Annotated in this window: 16 protein-coding genes; 3 read left to right on the forward strand and 13 right to left on the reverse strand. The window is 63.8% G+C overall.

Features of this window, described 5'->3' with window-relative positions:
• Window position 1: 1 nt before the first annotated feature.
• The gene (gene mftA, locus CH305_RS26520; protein ID WP_080734238.1) at window positions 2–115 is read right to left on the reverse strand and encodes a mycofactocin precursor MftA; all 114 of its coding nucleotides are present in this window, start codon (window positions 113–115) and stop codon (window positions 2–4) included.
• A 106-nt stretch (window positions 116–221) separates the two neighbouring features.
• Between mftA and mftR the strand changes: the two genes are divergently transcribed.
• Together mftR and mftM are read left to right on the forward strand one after the other, a co-directional pair.
• Window positions 222–827 (forward strand): mycofactocin system transcriptional regulator, encoded by a 606-nt coding sequence (gene mftR, locus CH305_RS26525; RefSeq protein WP_094705526.1) that lies wholly within the window; start codon window positions 222–224, stop codon window positions 825–827.
• A 27-nt stretch (window positions 828–854) separates the two neighbouring features.
• On the forward strand, window positions 855–1,682 hold the full coding sequence (gene mftM, locus CH305_RS26530; protein ID WP_094705528.1) for a mycofactocin oligosaccharide methyltransferase MftM: 828 nt from the start codon (window positions 855–857) through the stop codon (window positions 1,680–1,682).
• Between the two features lie 36 nt (window positions 1,683–1,718).
• Here mftM and CH305_RS26535 read toward each other — a convergent pair whose 3' ends face one another.
• The 12 genes from CH305_RS26535 to CH305_RS26590 form a co-directional block, all read right to left on the reverse strand.
• Entirely contained in the window at window positions 1,719–1,928 is a 210-nt protein-coding gene (locus tag CH305_RS26535; RefSeq protein WP_094705530.1) for a hypothetical protein, read from the reverse strand.
• Window positions 1,929–2,261: 333 nt separating this feature from the next.
• Window positions 2,262–3,965: a DUF222 domain-containing protein gene (locus CH305_RS26540; protein WP_179278412.1), complete on the reverse strand. Its 1,704-nt coding sequence runs from the start codon at window positions 3,963–3,965 to the stop codon at window positions 2,262–2,264.
• Between the two features lie 206 nt (window positions 3,966–4,171).
• Window positions 4,172–5,269, reverse strand: coding sequence for a tryptophan--tRNA ligase (gene trpS, locus CH305_RS26545; protein WP_373454597.1), 1,098 nt, complete (start codon window positions 5,267–5,269; stop codon window positions 4,172–4,174).
• A 106-nt stretch (window positions 5,270–5,375) separates the two neighbouring features.
• Window positions 5,376–6,029, reverse strand: a complete 654-nt coding sequence (locus CH305_RS26550) for a response regulator transcription factor (protein ID WP_094705576.1) — start codon at window positions 6,027–6,029, stop codon at window positions 5,376–5,378.
• A 23-nt stretch (window positions 6,030–6,052) separates the two neighbouring features.
• Window positions 6,053–7,408, reverse strand: coding sequence for a histidine kinase (locus CH305_RS26555; protein ID WP_037176504.1), 1,356 nt, complete (start codon window positions 7,406–7,408; stop codon window positions 6,053–6,055).
• Window positions 7,405–8,592, reverse strand: a complete 1,188-nt coding sequence (locus CH305_RS26560; protein WP_052057986.1) for an iron-containing alcohol dehydrogenase — start codon at window positions 8,590–8,592, stop codon at window positions 7,405–7,407. Before CH305_RS26560 ends, CH305_RS26555 begins: the two co-directional genes overlap by 4 nt.
• Before the next feature lie 178 nt (window positions 8,593–8,770).
• Entirely contained in the window at window positions 8,771–10,288 is a 1,518-nt protein-coding gene (locus tag CH305_RS26565; RefSeq protein WP_094705536.1) for a VWA domain-containing protein, read from the reverse strand.
• Entirely contained in the window at window positions 10,285–11,322 is a 1,038-nt protein-coding gene (locus CH305_RS26570) for a MoxR family ATPase (protein WP_094608105.1), read from the reverse strand. The genes CH305_RS26565 and CH305_RS26570 overlap by 4 nt, the downstream gene beginning before the upstream one ends.
• Window positions 11,323–11,405: 83 nt before the next feature.
• Window positions 11,406–12,677 carry an NDMA-dependent methanol dehydrogenase gene (gene mdo / locus CH305_RS26575; RefSeq protein ID WP_094705538.1) on the reverse strand — a complete coding sequence of 424 codons (1,272 nt, stop codon included), beginning with the start codon at window positions 12,675–12,677 and terminating at the stop codon, window positions 11,406–11,408.
• A gap of 197 nt (window positions 12,678–12,874) precedes the next feature.
• Window positions 12,875–14,059, reverse strand: coding sequence for an MFS transporter (locus CH305_RS26580; RefSeq protein WP_256983996.1), 1,185 nt, complete (start codon window positions 14,057–14,059; stop codon window positions 12,875–12,877).
• 123 nt (window positions 14,060–14,182) lie between these two features.
• Window positions 14,183–14,959 carry a glutamate racemase gene (locus CH305_RS26585; RefSeq protein ID WP_094705542.1) on the reverse strand — a complete coding sequence of 259 codons (777 nt, stop codon included), beginning with the start codon at window positions 14,957–14,959 and terminating at the stop codon, window positions 14,183–14,185.
• Entirely contained in the window at window positions 14,956–16,128 is a 1,173-nt protein-coding gene (locus tag CH305_RS26590; protein ID WP_032376589.1) for a cystathionine gamma-synthase, read from the reverse strand. The genes CH305_RS26585 and CH305_RS26590 overlap by 4 nt, the downstream gene beginning before the upstream one ends.
• A gap of 81 nt (window positions 16,129–16,209) precedes the next feature.
• Here CH305_RS26590 and CH305_RS26595 point away from each other — a divergent pair, with 81 nt between their 5' ends.
• A complete protein-coding gene (locus CH305_RS26595) occupies window positions 16,210–17,382 on the forward strand; it encodes an acyl-CoA dehydrogenase family protein (RefSeq protein WP_032376588.1) in 1,173 nt (390 codons plus the stop codon).
• Window positions 17,383–17,478 lie beyond the last annotated feature (96 nt).

Consider the following 17,478-nt stretch of genomic DNA (forward strand, 5'->3'; position numbering starts at 1 on the left):
ATCAGTACACGCCGCACATGCCGTCGATCGACACTTCCTCGACCAACGACTCCTCGACCAGATCGGATTCGACAACAGCCGCACCGACCACAGCGTTCTCGTTCTTCTTCGACATCTGAAACCTCCGAATGATGTTGGGGACCACAATCGTGATCGACAGTGGCTTGGATCACCACCATAATGGCACTGGGTGCAGAAAAACTAGTAGATCGTAGGGAAATATGGCCAGGAGTGCGAAACCGTCCAGTCGGGTAGGTCGGCGCCCGTCCACTACACGGGGCGAACTGAGCGATCTCGGGATCGAACTGTTCGCCTCCCGAGGTTTCGAGGAGACCAGCGTCGACGACATAGCCGACGCGGCAGGCATCGCTCGGCGCACGTTCTTCCGCTACTTCCCGTCCAAGAATGCGGTTCCTTGGGGTGACTTCGACACTCAACTCGCAGCGCTGAGGGCACATCTGGACGGCCTACCCGCGGACATAGAGCTCGCCGATGGACTACGTTCCGCGTTGTTACAGTTCAACACTTTTCCCGAAGAAGAAATCGCGGTTCACCGACAGCGGATGTCGTTGATACTGAGCAATCCTGCACTGCAGAGCTATTCGATGGTCATGTACGAGGGTTGGCGAGCCGTCATCGCCGAATACGTTGCCGCACGAACCGGTTCCGATCCGACAGACCACTTTCCGCGAACTGTTGGCTGGATGGTCCTCGGTGTGGCAATCTCGGCATACGAGCAGTGGCTGACCGATGACCGATCGAGTCTGGTCGAGCTACTCACTGCCGGAATCGCACCGTTGCAGTCCGGCTTGACCCCACCGCCCTAGTGCATACGAATACAGAAGGCTTTCGAGATGACCGAACTGGATGCACTCGCACCGAGTCCCGATGACGTGTGGGGTCACGAGAACGTCGTGGTCCGTCGTATACCCGGACTCGAGTTGGACGCAGCCCGAACAGGATCCACCGTGCAGGTCGGCCATGGACTCACCTCGGCCGACATAGGTGAGCGCCTCGTTCCGATAGTCACCGCTCAGGCCCGCCATGTCGGCCTTTCTCAGCGCGAATTCGAGCTGGTCATGGTCGGAATCGTCCGCACCACCGTCTCGAATCCGATCGACGCCTGGTCCACCTATTACCGGAATTCCCTGGACGAACTGCTCTCCGGCGCCGCAGAATTCGCTCCCATCCATGCGCGCGCCGAGGCTTTGGTCGTCGGATCGGTGCTCGACATGGGATCCTGCTTCGGCTTCTTTCCGCTACGACTGGCGATGAAGGGTCACTCGGTGACTGCGACCGACCTGTCCGCCGGCACCATGCGTCTGCTCGCCACCGTTGCCCCGCATCTCGGGATCACGCTCGACACCGTGGTGTGTGATGCTGCAGATGTTCCAGGCGCAGACAACAGTGTCGACACCGTGACCGCACTGCACCTCCTCGAGCACGTCGACGCTGCGACAGGCGCTCGCATCGTGGCCGAGGCGCTTCGCATCGCGCGCAGGCGTGTCGTCGTTGCTGTGCCCTTCGAGGACGAGACCACTGCCTGCCACGGGCATGTCCGCACATTCGACGACGCTGCGTTGATCGAGCTCGGTCGGTCGTCCGGTGCGCAGTTCGAGACATCGGAGCACCACGGCGGATGGCTCGTGATCGACAAGGCCTCGACACCCCAGTTCGCCTGAACAGGTTTCGCGCCCGGGGGTCGCTCCCGAGCGCACCTAGAACGGCGGTGCTGCCGTGTCGTCTGTCTCGGGTTGTTCGTTGTCGGGTGGGTCGGGGTAGGCGATGATGCCGGATCGTCTGGGTTTGGTGGGGATGTGGGGTCGAAGGTCGTTGCCGAGGATGGGTACGGCTGTGCCGTTGGCGGGCAGGGTGATGCGGGTGGTCTTCGAGATGGAGGTCCACAGGATCGCCCCGCCGGGGAGCATGACTGCTGTCCAATAGCCGGCGGTTTTTACGGTGTGGTGGAACTCGCACAGGCATTGAAGGTTGTTGACGGTGGTCCAGCCGCCGCCGAGAGGATTGGCATGGTCGAACGGGATGATGTGGTCGAGTTGGCAGCGGTCGGCGGGGCGGTGGCAGTCGGGGAAGCGGCAGTGCCGGTCACGGAGGCGGACCGCGGCAGTGGTGAGGGCATCAGGTCGGTAGATCAGGGCCCGGTCGGTCAGTCGGTCGCGTGCGACGGACTTTCCGAGGGTGGGGTCGGCGGCGATCGCGGCTTCGAGTGCGGCGGCCAGCGATGCGTTGCCGAGGTAGATGCCTCAGGGTGTTCGGGCCGAGGATGTGTGGCGTTCTGTGTGGATCGTGCGGTTGTTACGCCGGATTGCGGAGGGCAGGTCGAGGGCAGAGCTGTGCCGTTTGCCCCTGCCGACGGGTGTGCGGGTGCAGAACAGGGCTGCAGCGGAGGTCAGTGATCCCAGACGACGCTGACGTTGACCGTCGCTGGTGGCGGGGCCTGTAGCAGCGGCGCCAGTTCCTGGTGTCGGGGCTTCGGCTGACGTCGGACCGGATGCTGTTGAGCCGGATGGTGTTGTGGACGGACGTGATTGGGAACTTATCGGCGCAGGGTCAGATGCCCGCGATGCCTGTGGCGCAGGTGATTGCGATGCTGTCGCGGGTTCAGGCAATGCGGCTGCCTCAGGATCGGCGTGAGACGTTGCCTCCGCTGACGGGTCGGTCACCGGTACCCCCGCACGTGTTGCTGCGTGCTTCCGCACAGGATTGGCGGCACCTGGGTCGGGAGTTGCCGACGGGTCGGCTGCAGATATGGGTGCAGACTCGTCGGCCTCACCGTTTTCCCGGGCCTCGCCTGTCTCGTCGACCGCATCTGCCGGTACAGCTGGTGCCGATGTCGAGGTGTCCACCGGCGCAGGTGCAGGTGTACTGGCCGAATTCGGTTCGGTCGAGGAATCTGTCTCCTCCCGCGAATCCGTGGCCGACCCCATTCCCTCACCAGCACCAGCATCCGAGTCTGCGTCGGTCACTGTTCCCGTCTCGGGTCCTGCTGCAGCCCCTGCCTTCTCACCGTCCGAGCGTCGTTCCCATTCCCCGGTTTCCGGGTTCTGCACCGCCAGGCCCAGTTTCTCGGCGAGGGTGACTGCTTCGGTGAGCAGGACCTGCCACTGACTGTTCCGTGCCAACTCGCGCGCGAGATCGGGGTCGATCGAACCGTGGCCGGCCAGATACGCCGGGTTCGCGAGTAGTCCGATGAGGGTGGCGATATCGACGGTGATCATCGTCAACGGCACCCGCCGATCGGGCAGCTCTGCATCTTTTTTCGGGCAATCGTCGCGTTGGCACAGGCATGTCAGGCGGGGTTCGCCGTGCATGCGGGCCATGAACGCATCACACAAGCGATCTTGTTTGCCGCGAGGATCTTTCGGGCAGAGGGTATCGGCCATCTCCTCGAGAAGCTGCCATGCCGCCGCGGCCTCGGGGGCAGTCAATTCCGCCCGAATCCGCGCCAACTCACCGGCCGGGCTGTAGGAAACATGGCGGAACCGTTTCGCGAACTCCCGTAGTGCTGCTGCTTCCTCCGGCGCGACCCGCAGCAGGATGTCCCAGATCTCCTTCTCCAGCGGACCGGGCGAATGACGTCGGGCCGCCTCGACGATCTCGTCCTCGACCATGTCGACGATCTCGTCGGAGAGGTTGTCGAGGATCCGGCACACCGTCCGCACACGCGGAAGGTCGATCTCCCCGGCGTCGAACGCGGTCTTCACCAGCGGTAGCCGGGTATGCAACGCAACGCCGACGGACACATACGCCTCGGCTACGGCGTTCGAGCACCCCAACGCGACGGCCATTTCGGTGCGCCCGTACCGGCTGTAGTGCTTGTGCTCGACATCGCTCTCGATCCACTCGCAGTGCACCCGATAGCAGGCAGCGACCTTCCGGGCAGCGTGACGATTTTCTGCACACGCAGCAGCAGTCAATGCCTCCAGCGACACGATCGGTACTGCCATCCCCATTCACCCCCCGGTGACCCGAAACAAGAACGCCTGTTCGAACAAGAAGAACAGTAACCCGGACCACCGACAGGAAACCGAAGCGCAAGCTCGGCAGGTCGTGTCGACCTCTCCGAGCGGGACCGATCACCCGAGGTCGAACTCCGGACGTCGTGACCTGAACCTCTATCGATCGCATCGACGACCGTCTCGAGCCGGTGGGCCTAATACACGGTGCCCATTGCCGCGCGCACCTCGCTCAACGTCTGCTCAGCGATCTCGTTGGCCCGCTCGTTTCCATGACGCACCACCGACCGCACATAGTCGGGGTCCGCGGCCAAGTCGGCACGCCGACGACGATGTTCTGCGAGAAAAGAGTTGACCGACCCGGCCACACAGTCTTTCAGTGATCCTGCTCCCCCACCACCTATGTCGACGGCTATTACCCCGGGGTCTCGCCCCGTACACAAGCCGGCGATGGTGAGCAGTGCCGATACTCCCGGCCTTCCAGCCGGATCGTAGGAAATGTATCGATCCGAATCGGTAGGAGTTCGTCGCACCACGGCTACTGTCTCGTCCGGTGTCATGGACAGCGAGATCGCATTGCCGAAACTCTTGGACATCTTGCGGCCGTCGAGTCCTGGCACCGCAGGGGCCGACGTCAGCAACGACTGTGGTTCCCCGAATACTGCACCGTAACGGTCACCGAATCGCCGCGCGATGACCCTGGCCATCTCGATGTGTGGAAGTTGGTCCTTACCGACCGGCACCACAGTGGCTTTGCAAAACAAGATGTCGGCCGCTTGGTGCACCGGATAGGTCAGCAAGAGTCCACTCAACGCGCGGCCACTGGCGGCGAGTTCTGCTTTGACAGTGGGGTTTCGGTGAAGCTCGGCCTCCGTCACCAGGCTCAAGAACGGTAGCATCAGCTGATTGAGGGCGGGTACCGAAGAATGGGTAAAGATCACGGACTTCTTGGGGTCGATACCCGCTGCCAGATTGTCCAACGCCGCGTCGTACACATGTTGTCGCACGTGCCCGATGGCGTCACGATCGGTGATCACCTGATAGTCGGCCAACACCACCATGGTCCGGACCCCTAGATCCTGCAGCCGAACTCGCTCTCGAATCGTTCCGAAGAGATGACCGAGATGCAGTGGGCCTGTTGGTCGTTCACCGGTCAAAGTTGTGTAGCTACCTGGGTCGGCAGCGATGTCGGGGGCGAGCGCCTCGCTACGGCCGATGCTGGACGAGTAGGTGTCCATCGAATTCCTCCTGAAAGAACGGAGGGCTGTACCGACCGCGCGTCGATCCGAATTCAGGACATCGGCGGACTGAGTACAGCCCGCGGGACATGATCGACCGGGCTGCTAGTGCAGCCACCACCAAGCCTGTCGAGTGTCGATCACCTCGACAGGCTAGCAAACGTCAAATCAACCCCTGTTTGCTCGCGGCATACACCGCCTCGGCTCGTCTCGACACGGCGAGCTTGCGCATGATGTTGCTGACGTGGAACTTGACGGTTGTCGCCGAGATGAACAGCCGGGTTCCGATCATGTTGTTGGACAGACCCGTTGCCAGTAGGCGGAGCACTTCGAGCTCGCGCTCGGTGAGGCGCTCGATGCTGCTCGGCGTGCCGTTGAGTGATCGAACGACGGCGGAGGCACTGCGTGAATCGAAGGCGCTCTCACCGCGCGAGACTGCTCGGATCGCACGAACCAACTCGGTGGTGTCGACATCCTTGACCACGTATCCACGCGCCCCGGCGTGCACGGCCTCCACCACGAGTCGGTCGTCGAGAAACGTCGTGAGCACCAGCAGACCGATTCCGTTGTGCGCCTTCGCCAGTTGCGCGCACAGAGCAAGCCCCTCGTAGTCCGAGCTGGCGGAGAGCTTGAGGTCCATCAACACGATGTCGGGCTCGACCCGCGCCACGACGGCCAACCCCTCCTCCCGGGTGGACGCCTCCCCCACGATCGTCAGATCCGACTCGCGTTCGAGTACCGAGCGCAGCCCGTCCCGCAGAATTGCGTGGTCGTCGACCAGCACGATGCGCACCGTAGGTGCCGCCAACTGCCCCATGCCCGTGCGAACCGTCGGAACGCTCACTGTGTTTCGCCCTTCTCGGATTGGTTCTGGAACGGAATACGCACTGCAACGCGCACTCCCCCAGTTCGGGCTCGGCGGATCTCGAGGACCCCGCCGTGTTCGCGGGTGCGGGCCGCCATGTTCGCCAGTCCGCGGTGACGGCCGTCGACGTCGGTGGATTCGGCCATGTGCAGCATCATGCGTAAGTGGGCCGGATCACCGTCACCGTCGTCGGCAATCGACAGCTGCACCTGATCGGGCGAATAGGTCAAACGGAGAATTGCTCTCGAGGCATGCGCGTGCACCGCTGTGTTGAACAGCGCTTCGCCTGCAATGCGGAGCAATGCGTGCTCGCATTCGCTGCTCAGCTCGACGGGAGTTCCCTCCACGCGCAGCGAGACCTGCAATTCGTCGGGCATGTGGACCACCGAGAGCTGTTCGAGCATTTCGGGAAGCGACGTCCGATCGGCGTCCTGCGGGTGATTGAGCGCGTAGATCGCCGACCGCAGCTGATCCACAGCTCGACGAGTCAGATCCTTGGCCAGATCCAGCCTGTCACTGCGCTCTTCGGCCGAGATGTCGCTTCGACACACTTCGATCTGCATTCCCGCGGACAACACGGCCTGGGTAACGCTGTCGTGCAGTTCGCGAGCGATGCGGTGGCGTTCGTCGTCGAGCACCTGATGGCGATGCGCGGCACCCAGCTGCCGTTGTGTCAGTAACAGTTCGGCATTGCGGGCTGCGAGATCGGCCGCTGTTCGGTTCGCCTCGGCATAGGCACTCTCGGTGCGCTCGAGCAATTGCCGCCGACTCTGAAACAGAGCCGAATTCTGCAGGGCCACAGCAGTTTGGCTGGCGAGAATGCTCAATACCGCGGCATCGGTGGCGTCCAGCACCCGCTGCTCACCGGTCCAGGCCGCAAAGGCACCCACGACGCCACCGTCGAACGCGATCGGCACGAAGGCATGATGAGCAGAGATCACAGGGGTCAGCCCGTCACCGCACGTCGACTGCCGGATCGACTCGAGACAATCGACGACGTCGTCCGGCAGCGGTGGTCCCTCGACGTTGTCCACCAGAAACGGTGTGGCGTCGGGACCGAGTACCAGTCGGCGCGGTCCGGCATCGGGGAACGCGCCGTCGGCGAGGGCGAAGACGACCCAGCGCGCACTCAGGTGCGCGCGGGCGGCCTCGGCCACAGCGCACACCAGGGTTTCCGGACCGTCTACCGTGCGCACCAGCGCCCGTGAGATCAGCTCCAGCGCATAGACAACACGCTCCAAACGTTCTGCCGCGCCGCGATACTGGGGGTAGAACGTGTTCTTGCCCGAGCGGAGCCCGGTGAGCAGAGACAGATCGGGCCCGGATGTCACAGCGCACTCCTGAACAGATCGACCATTTCGCGGTGTGTGGCCGAGCGCGGATTGGTGGACATGCAGGCATCACGTAAGGCATTGGTGGCCAGCACATCCAGATCGGATTCGCTCACACCGATCTCCGCAAGACCGGTAGGAACACCGACCTGACGCGCGAGGCGGTCGACTCGGTCTGCCACGGCCATGGCGGCCTCCTCCGGCCTGGCCCTGCCCTCGGGCAATCCGAGGCTCGTGGCGATGGCCACGTACGGCAACGGATCCTCCGCGGCGTTGAAGCGGATGACGTGCGGTAGCAGCACCCCGTTGATCACTCCGTGCGGGAGGTCGAGCAGTCCTCCCACCTGATGGCTCATGGCATGCGTGGCGCCGAGGATGGCGTTCGTGAATGCCAGGCCGGCTTCCAGGCTTGCCTGTGCCATGGACCCGCGCGCCGCCATGTCGGTTGGCTCGTCGATGGTGCGAGCCAACTGTGACATCACCATGGTGATGGCTCGGAGGGCATGGTGGTCGGTGAGCTGGTTGTGACCCAGCGAGACGAATGCCTCGATTCCGTGCGTCAGGGCATCCAAACCGGTTGCAGCGTTGAGCCATTCGGGCATCGTGGTCAGCAACATCGGATCGATCACGGTGATATCCGGAACGAGGGCACGGCCGAGAATGGTGATCTTGGTCGAGCGTGCGGTATCGGTGACGATGCAGAACTGCGAGACGTCGGCCCCGGTGCCGGATGTCGTCGGCACCATCACCAGCGGCGGGATCGGCCGGGTGGCCTGATCGACCCCCTCGTAGTCCAGGATTCTGCCGCCGTTGCCCGCAAGGATGGCAATCCCCTTGGCCGCATCCATGACCGACCCGCCGCCGATGGCCACCAACACGTCGCAGCCGAAGTCTGCGTAGTAACCGTGCCCGGCCTCGATCTCGACATCTTTGGGATTGGGTGTCAGCGCACTCCAGACCTGTGGCTCGAGTCCCTGCGCAACCAGTAGGTCGACCAGCTGCCCTGCCCAGCCGCTGTCGATCAACCCCGAGTCCGTGACGAGCATCGGCCGGACCCCGCCGAGGCGGCGCGTCGCGTGCGCGACCTCGCCCAGCGAATCCGGACCGAACACGATCTCGGGCGCATGGAACTTGAGCACTCGCGGTGTCTCGGCTCTGCTGCGCTGCGCATCGAGGTCGTGCAGCGCCTTACCGACGTTCGCCGTAGCTGCCTGGTCCACCGTTCACACCCTCGCTGTCTTCGGTCCACACTATCCGGACCTGTGATTCAGGTTACAACCTTACGAGCGAGACGGGTGCGATCCCACCAGCACCGGGCCAGGTTCGTACCTACCCGATCGGGTAGGTACCGGTGCGATCAGGTCAGGACAGCGCATGCCCCAGTTCGGCCGCCTGGGCCGTCAACTGCTCCCCGTCCCGCGCGACCACCACCCGGTCGCAGATCTGCTCGTAGTCCTCCATCGAGCACGCGGCCTGCGCCCAGTAACGGCGGGCTTCGGGGGTGATCCATGCGATGCGGTGCACCTTGGACCGAATTTCCTCCAACGCGTCGAGTCCGGACGGCCGTCCGTTGCATCGACCGTCCCCCACGATGATCACGGCAGTGCGCTTGTTCAGCACGTCCCCATGCGAATCCAGAAGGTCGGCGAAGGTCTTGCCGTAATCGCTGCTGGCTTCGAGGTCCAGTCGGGCGTCTGCAAGTACGGCAGCCAGTGCGCCGTCGCCCGTGCTACCGAGCAAGGTGGTCGTCACGTCCACCGGCGCGTCCACGAAGCCCATCACCGTGCACCGGTGCGCGCGCGAATGCATGGCCTGCGCGAGTCTGAGCGTGAATGCGGTGATCGGCCGCACCGAGAGCGAAACATCAGCCAGTACGAGCAGTCTCACCTTGTCGGGTACAGGTGTTTTTGTCATCAGACGGAAGGGAATTCCGTCGGTACGCAGACTGGAACGGACGGTGCGCCGCATGTCGAGTGGGCCGCGTGAATGTTCGCGTGGTCGGGGACGCGGAGTTCCCCGCATGTGCTTCAGAACTTCGTGACTCGCACGCTCGATCTCGGCATGCCGGCCGATCGCCTGCACCGCACCGTCGACCGGCACCGGTGACGACATCGTCCCGGTCACATCTCCCAGCGCCGCAACGAATGCCTCGACGGCATCGGTGATCCGATCCAACATTGCCGCACTCAGCTCGCCGGAATCGCCGCCGTCACCGTAGACGCTGCTCGGATCGTACGCGTCGAACCACGCCAGGATTCCGGCCGGATCCTCCCAGTTCAGCTGTCCTGCAACGGCTCCACTCGTGCTCGACGCCAACTCCCCGGCCGCCGTCGACCCGGAACGTTCGAGGTCCACTGTGTAGGTGACGCCCCGTCGGCCCATGTCGCCGTCGGTGTCGATGGACAGATCGTGATCCTCGGACGACAGACTGATGTCGTCGTCGTCCTTGTGGGGGTTGAAGCCCTTGTCTGCTTCGGGAGCGTCGAGCAGATCGCCGATCTCGACGGCTCGCTCGTTGTACTCGGCGTACTTCGCCGCGTCCTGGTCCGCTCCCACGTCCAGGTCCGTGGGAAGTCCGCCTGCCACTTGCGCGCCGACCGACGAACGATGCTCGTCCACAACGCTTTCTGCCGCGTCCTGAAACAAAGTCTCGAACGCGAGATCGAAACCATGCTGTTCATGGTCGTACTTCGCACACGTCGCGCGCAACGCCGCGCGCAGAACCGTCAGGTCACGTGCACCGAGAAGGCCGAGGACGCGTCGCACTTCGATGACCTCGGCCGGCGACGCAGCGACACCGTAGCGGCGCAGCGTCCGCCCGAACACTGCGGCGAGGACATCGAGTACCACAGATGCCGAGAATGTCTGTTGCACAGTCATCGTCGTATTCCGATGCCACCCTTGTCGCGTCCGCCGTGCCCACGAAATGCGGTCGCGGTCGTGTTGACTATCGCCCCAAGCGATGTCGGTGCGTGAGTTGTCTCCGCGATCGGCCCCGCCATCGCGATCTTCATGTCCGACGAATATTTGACCAGGGCCGCGAGCAGGTACTTGCGGGTCTCGTCGGTATGACCGAGAACCGACGCGATACGAGCCGCGTCGATCACTTCCGAGATCGACGGACTCTTGCGCAGCGGTAGTTCGCGCAGTTCGGTTGCCAAATCGACGATCTCGGCCACGATGTGCGCGGGCACCTCGGGAGCGCGAGCGGTGACGATCTCTCGTTCACGCGCAGCCGTCGGGTAATCGAGATGGAAGTGCAGGCAGCGTCGCTTGAGCGCCGAGGACAGCTCACGAGTGTCGTTGGAGGTCAATATCACCCATGGATCGCTGCGTGCGGTGAAGGTCCCGACCTCGGGAATGGTCACCTGCTTCTCGGCGAGCACTTCGAGCAGCAGTGCCTCCATGGACTCCTCGGTGCGATCGACCTCGTCGACGAGCAGAACCACCGGCTCCTCGGACAGCACCGATTCCAGCAGGGGACGCACCGACAGGAACGGTTCGGAGTACAAGCCGAAGTCTTTGGCCGCAAGCATCTTCGAGGCGTCGTCGATGTCGGTGACGTGCTGGGTGAGCGCGCCGATGTGTTCGCGCAGCATCTGCACGTGCAGCAGTTGCTTGGCGTAGTCCCACTCGTACAGTGCTCGGTTGTCGTCGAGACCCTCGTAACACTGCAGGCGCACGAGCTTGCGACCGCTCGCCGCAGCAAGGGATTTCGCCAGCTCCGTTTTGCCTACTCCCGCAGGGCCTTCGAGAAGAAGCGGGCGATCGAGCGCTGTCGCCAGATGCACCACGGTGGCGAGGTCGTCGTCGGCGATGTAGTCCTGCTCCCCGAGCGCGCGCTGCAGATCGGCGGCGTCTGTGAATCGAACGGTGCCGGTGTCGTCGCTACGCACTGTCGACAGCGAGGTCATGTGTTTCCCTTCGGAAGGCGGCTGCGCCGCATGTGAGCGGAACTCCGTACCCTGCTACGAAGTTCCGCTCACATGGGTGGCGGTTAGTACGACTCGTTGATCGCGTGCGAGACGACGGGGATCATCGATTCGACGGTGACCTCACGGGGGTTGCCCGGGGTGCACCAGTCTTCCTGGATGTGCTCGGAGATCTTCAGAACCGACTTCTCGTCGCCCTTGATCACGTCGCCCTTGCCGGCGTACTTGCCGGTGTTCATCCGGTTCTTGTCGTAGGTCGCCGAGCGAATCGCTCCGAAGTTGTCGGGAATGCCGACGTCCTTGGCGAGGCGGATGGCGGCTTCGACGGCAGCGTCGGCGGCCTGAACGGTGGTCATGTTCTTGGTGTCGACGCCCATGGCCACGGCGATCTCCGCATAGCGCTCGTAGCGTGAGGGCAGGTTGTACTCCCACACACGTGGCAGAGCGATGGCGTTGTTCAGGCCGTGAGCGCTGTCGTAGAACGCACTGATCGCGTGCGAGATCGAGTGAATGACACCGAGTCCGCCGGAGTTGAATGCCTGCGTGGCGATGTACTGGGCATTCATCATGCCCTCGCGAGCCTTCAGATTGCCCGGGTCGTACACGGCCTCGCGGAGGTGCTTGGACACCAAGCCGATCGAGTAGATCGCGTTACCCAGCGACGGCGCGAAATCGAGACGCGAGACGTACGGCTCGGCACCGTGTGCGAGAACGTCGAAGCCACAGAATGCGGTCCACTGCTGGGGGCAGGTGTAGTAGAGCAGCGGATCGTCCAGTGCCAGAGTCGGTGTCGACGCCTCGTCGAAGGCGAGCCACTTGTGCGGCTTCTCCATGTCCGAGGTGTCGGTGATGACGTAGGCCCAAGACGTCTCCGAACCCGTTCCGGCAGTGGTCGATACGGCAATGTGCGGCGGGTTCTGCTTGTTGGTGGACTTGGAGAATCCCTCGAACTCGTTGATGTTGCGGCCGTCGTGCGCGACGACGACGCGGATGCCCTTGGCTGCGTCGTGGCTCGAGCCACCACCGACGGAGATGACGCTGTCGCACTTCTCCTTCTGGTAGAGCGCGGCACCGTCCATGACGTTGTAGTCCTTGGGGTTCGACTCGACCTTGTCGTGGAGGACCACCTCGACGCCCTGGTACTCGATCTTGCCGATCAGTTCTTCGATGATGCCCGATCCGCGCAGACCGGTCGTGACGAGCAGCGAGCGCTTGAACCCGAGTTCCTTGGCCTCGACACCGATCATGTCGTGGGCACCGACTCCCAGCTTGGCGCGCGGCAGCGGATGAAACTCCTTGATGGGGAATTCCCAGATCTGATTGAGCTCGATAACCATCGGTGTCTCCTCGGTGAGTGTGAGTCGAAGACGCCTTCCTCTGTGATCGGCGTCTCACTGGTGACCACACTCCACTGCCCGGCACCGCGATGGGAACACCCAGCCGGGTGAACTCTGCCAACGACGCACCGAACTACCCGATCGGGCAGGGCTCCTCGCTCATCCTCGGTAGGGGCCACTCGACCGAGATTGCTGCACTAGCGATCTCGACGTCGAGCCACCGAGAATCCGAGAACCGAGATGAGCGCGAGCGCGATGACGAATCCTCCGTACAGTTCCACCGTCGTGCTCAGACCGAGGCGGTGCACCGCCAGCCCGGCGACCACTGCGGGCACGCTGAACGCGAGGTAGCTGATGACAAAAGTCGTGGCGAACACTCCGCCTCTCTCGGCTGCGGGGACAAGCGCACCGAGCGTGCGCATCGCGCCGAGAAAAGTTGCTCCCCAGCCCGACCCTGCGATGACAGCACCGACGAAATACAGCCCGATCGAGCCGATCTCGACCGATACCAAGGTGAGCGCCACACCGATTGCGAGCACAGAAGCGCCGATCATCATCACCCTGCGAGGAAATCCGTTGCGCACCACGGCAGCTGCTATCGAACCGGAACCGAACAGTGCGAAGATCTCCAACCCGCCCACGATGTGGTTGTCGACACCGAAGACACTGCCGATGATCGACGGACCGAGCGAAAGGTGAAACCCGCCCAGTGACCAGGTGGCGAACAGAGCCGGCGCTATGAGAAGGAACGGTGCCCGTACGGACTTCGGAATCGACGCTCGCGGCAGCAGTGTCGACGCGAGGTGACGTCGGGAATCGAAGCCGCGCATCGCCGACGTCTCAGGCACGAACAGCAGCGCCACCGCGAGGACGAGCGCCGCGCCGACCAACAGAGCGAACACGAGGATCTCCGGTGCCGGTGCCAACTGCACCAGCAACCCGGCACCGAGTGCCCCGCCCGCCAACCCGAGGGAAGGCGCGATGCTGTTGAGCAACGGCCCGGTGGATACGTTCGGCTGCAGATCGATGACCGCTGCGCTCATGGCACCCGTGGCCGCGCCTGCAGCAATTCCCTGCACGACGCGAGCCGCGATGAGGAGCGGCACACTGTCGGCGACGATGAACAGCACCAGGCTGACGATCAGCAACAGCAGCGACGCGATCAGAATCGGCTTGCGCCCGATGTGGTCCGACAGACTACCGACGGTGAGCAAGGTGAACAGCAGAGCAAGTGCATAGACGGCGAAGATGACCGTGAGCTTGATCGCGCTGAATCCCCAGGACTGCTGGTAGACCGGATACAACGGGGACGGTGCTGCCGAGGACGCCATCAGCACGATGAAGGCGACACCGACCACCCAGAAGGCGTACCGGTGCGGCATCCGTACCGCAGTCCTTCCAGTGCTACTCCGCACGTCCACGTCGACCATGTGTTGTCCCTCCACTGCAGCGACCGTTACCTCAGTGAAGGACAACGCGTAGGAAGGTCTTACATTCCCGACGACTCAGAATCGGTGCACTCCTGCGCTGTCGAGCAGCAGCTGTCCCTCACGGTAACGCTGCGCGCTCGCAGGCAGTTCGCCCTCGACTCCACTGAGCCACACCGATACGCGACCGGTTCCGGAAACAGCCGATCCGACCTCGTCGACGCGTCGAACCGTCTGGTTGGCAACGGCCTCGGCGCTGTCGAACATCGTCACCCGGGTGGGCAGCTTCGCCACGATCTCGTCGAGAACCAGCGGGTAGTGCGTGCACCCCATCACGATGGACTCGACGTCGTCGGGAGTGGACGCCACTGCAGCGGTGATCGCTGCGCTGATGCCAGTCGCGTCTCCTCGGTCGATCGCATCGGCAAGACCATGGCAGGCCACACTCGTCACCGTCCGATGCGACGCGAAATCCTCGATCAAGCGCGCTTGATATGCACTTGCCGTCGTCGCTGCCGTCGCCCAGATCGCAATCCGATCACTCACCGCCGCAGCAGGTTTGATCGCCGGTACGGTCCCCACCACCGGCACGGAATCGCCCAGCGCGGCCCGCACGTGGCTCAGCGCCGTCACACTGGCGGTATTGCACGGGAGCACCACCACCTCGGCACCGAGGTCGACGGCATGCTGCGCGGTACCGACCACCCGGTCGATGACCCACCGGTCCGGCTTGGGTCCCCACGGGGCGTTGTCGGGGTCCATCATCAGCACCAGATCGAGCTCGGGACGTAGGCTACGCAGCCGCGCAGCCGTCGGGACCATTCCCAGGCCCGAGTCGATCAGTGCGACGATCATGCCAGCGCTTGCTCGACGTCACCGACCAGATCGGCGCCGTCCTCGATACCGACCGACAGCCGAACCAGGTCGTCGGGAACTTCGAGCAACGAACCGGCAGTCGACGCGTGGGTCATGGCACCGGGATGTTCGATCAACGATTCGACGCCACCGAGAGACTCTGCGAGAGTGAAGATTTCGGTCTTGGCGCAGAAGTCGAGTGCCGCCTGCTTGCCGCCGGCCAAGCGAACCGAGACCATGCCGCCGAAGCGTCGCATCTGCTTCGCGGCGACCGCGTGAGACGGATGCGATTCGAGTCCGGGGTAGATCACCTGCGAGATGGCCGGGTGCCCGTCGAGGAATTCGACGATCTTCTCGGCATTGTCGCTGTGCCGTTCCATCCGCAGCGCGAGGGTCTTGATGCCGCGCAAGGTCAGGAACGCGTCGAACGGCCCCGGAACTCCGCCCGCTCCGTTCTGCAGGAACGCGAACGCCGTATCGAGTTCTTCGCTGTCGGTCACCAACGCGCCACCGACGACATCGGAGTGTCCGCCGATGTACTTGGTGGTCGAGTGCAGCACCACGTCGGCACCGAGACTCAGAGGCTGCTGCAGGTACGGCGACGCGAAGGTGTTGTCGACGACGAGCTTGGCCCCACCCTCGTGCGCGACGCCCGACAGCGCCTCGATATCGCCGACGTTGAGCAACGGGTTGGTGGGCGTCTCCACCCAGACGAGCTTGGTGTTCGGGCGCATCGCCGCGCGCACCTCGTCGACGTCCGACACCGCGGCCACCGAGTACTCGATGCCCCACTGGGTGAACACCTTGTCGATCAATCGGTACGTGCCGCCGTAGGCGTCGTTGGGGATGACGAGATGGTCACCGGGACGCAGCGCCGAACGCAGCAGGCAGTCCGTCGCCGCCATGCCCGAGGAGAACGCCCGACCGTAGGTGCCGGACTCGATGGCCGCGAGATTGGCTTCGAGCGGCCGACGCGTCGGGTTGCCGGTACGCGCGTACTCGAATCCGCTGCGCATACCGCCGACGCCGTCCTGGGCGAAGGTGGAGCTGGCATAGATCGGCACGTTCACTGCGCCGGTCAGCGGATCCGGCTCGTAGCCGGCGTGGACCGCCTTGGTGGAAAAGCCCTGCCAGGAGGTGTTGTCTGCCTTGCTGCGCTGCTCACTCATGGCCTCCACCCTAATCGGCCTGCGTCGCCCGGCGGGGGCGTGGGTAACCTGCGAAGACAACCCCCAGCGGAAAGAGGCACCGTGGCCAACTCCCAGAGCGTCGACGAACTGTTCGCGATCGATTCACTCCTCGACGACGAGGAACGCCAGATCCGGGACACCGTCCGCAAGTTCGGCAACGAGCGCATCCGTCCGCACATCGCCGACTGGTTCGACGAGGGCACGGTGCCGGCGCGAGAACTCGCCAAGGAACTGGGCTCGCTCGGCCTGCTCGGCATGCACCTCGAGGGCTACGGCTGCGCCGGAACGTCCGCGACGGCATACGGCCTGGCCTGCCTCGAACTCGAAGCCATCGACTCCGGCATCCGTTCGCTGGTTTCGGTGCAGGGCTCGCTGGCGATGTTCGCGATCTGGAAGTACGGCTCCGAGGAGCAGAAGCAACAGTGGCTCCCGGGAATGGCCGAGGGTTCACTGATCGGCTGTTTCGGTCTCACCGAAGCCGATTTCGGATCGAACCCCGGCGGCATGCTCACCCGCGCCAAGCGCGACGGTGACGACTGGATCCTCAACGGCAGCAAGATGTGGATCACCAACGGGCCGGTCGCCGACGTCGCCGTCGTCTGGGCGCAGACCGACGACAAGATCCGTGGTTTCGTCGTACCGACCGACACACCGGGATTCACCGCGAACACGGTCAAGAAGAAGCTCTCGCTGCGTGCCTCGATCACCGGTGAGTTGGTTTTCGACGACGTACGACTGCCCGCCGACGCGATGCTGCCCGAGGCCCGCGGCCTGAGCGGACCGTTGAGCTGCCTCAACGAGGCCCGCTTCGGCATCGTCTTCGGCGCGATGGGCGCAGCTCGGGACTGCATCGAATCGGCCATCGAGTACTCGAAGACCCGCGCGGTATTCGACAAGCCCCTCGCCGGATATCAGATCACCCAGGCCAAGCTCGCGAACATGGCCCTCGAACTCGGTAAAGGACAGCTACTCGCACTGCACCTGGGGCGACTCAAGGACAAGGGTCAGCTGCCGGGCGAGCGGGTGTCCCTGGGCAAGCTCAACAACGTGCGTGAGGCCATCAAAATTGCTCGAGAATGCCGAACGATCCTGGGGGCCAACGGAATCACGCTGGAGTACCCGGTGCTTCGGCATGCCAACAACCTCGAGTCCGTGCTCACCTACGAGGGCACGTCCGAGGTCCATCAGCTGGTGATCGGGCAGGCGCTGACCGGCTCGAGCGCGGTGCGATAGACGGTATGGAGGTCTTGGCTGGGGCCTCTCCGCATGTAAGCGTGGGTTGCCGACAGGAGTGGGTCCTGGCCGGTAGAGCCACAGATGTGGGAGGCC

The sequence above is a fragment of the Rhodococcus sp. 15-649-2-2 genome (assembly GCF_002258645.1).
Classification (GTDB): Bacteria; Actinomycetota; Actinomycetes; order Mycobacteriales; family Mycobacteriaceae; genus Rhodococcoides.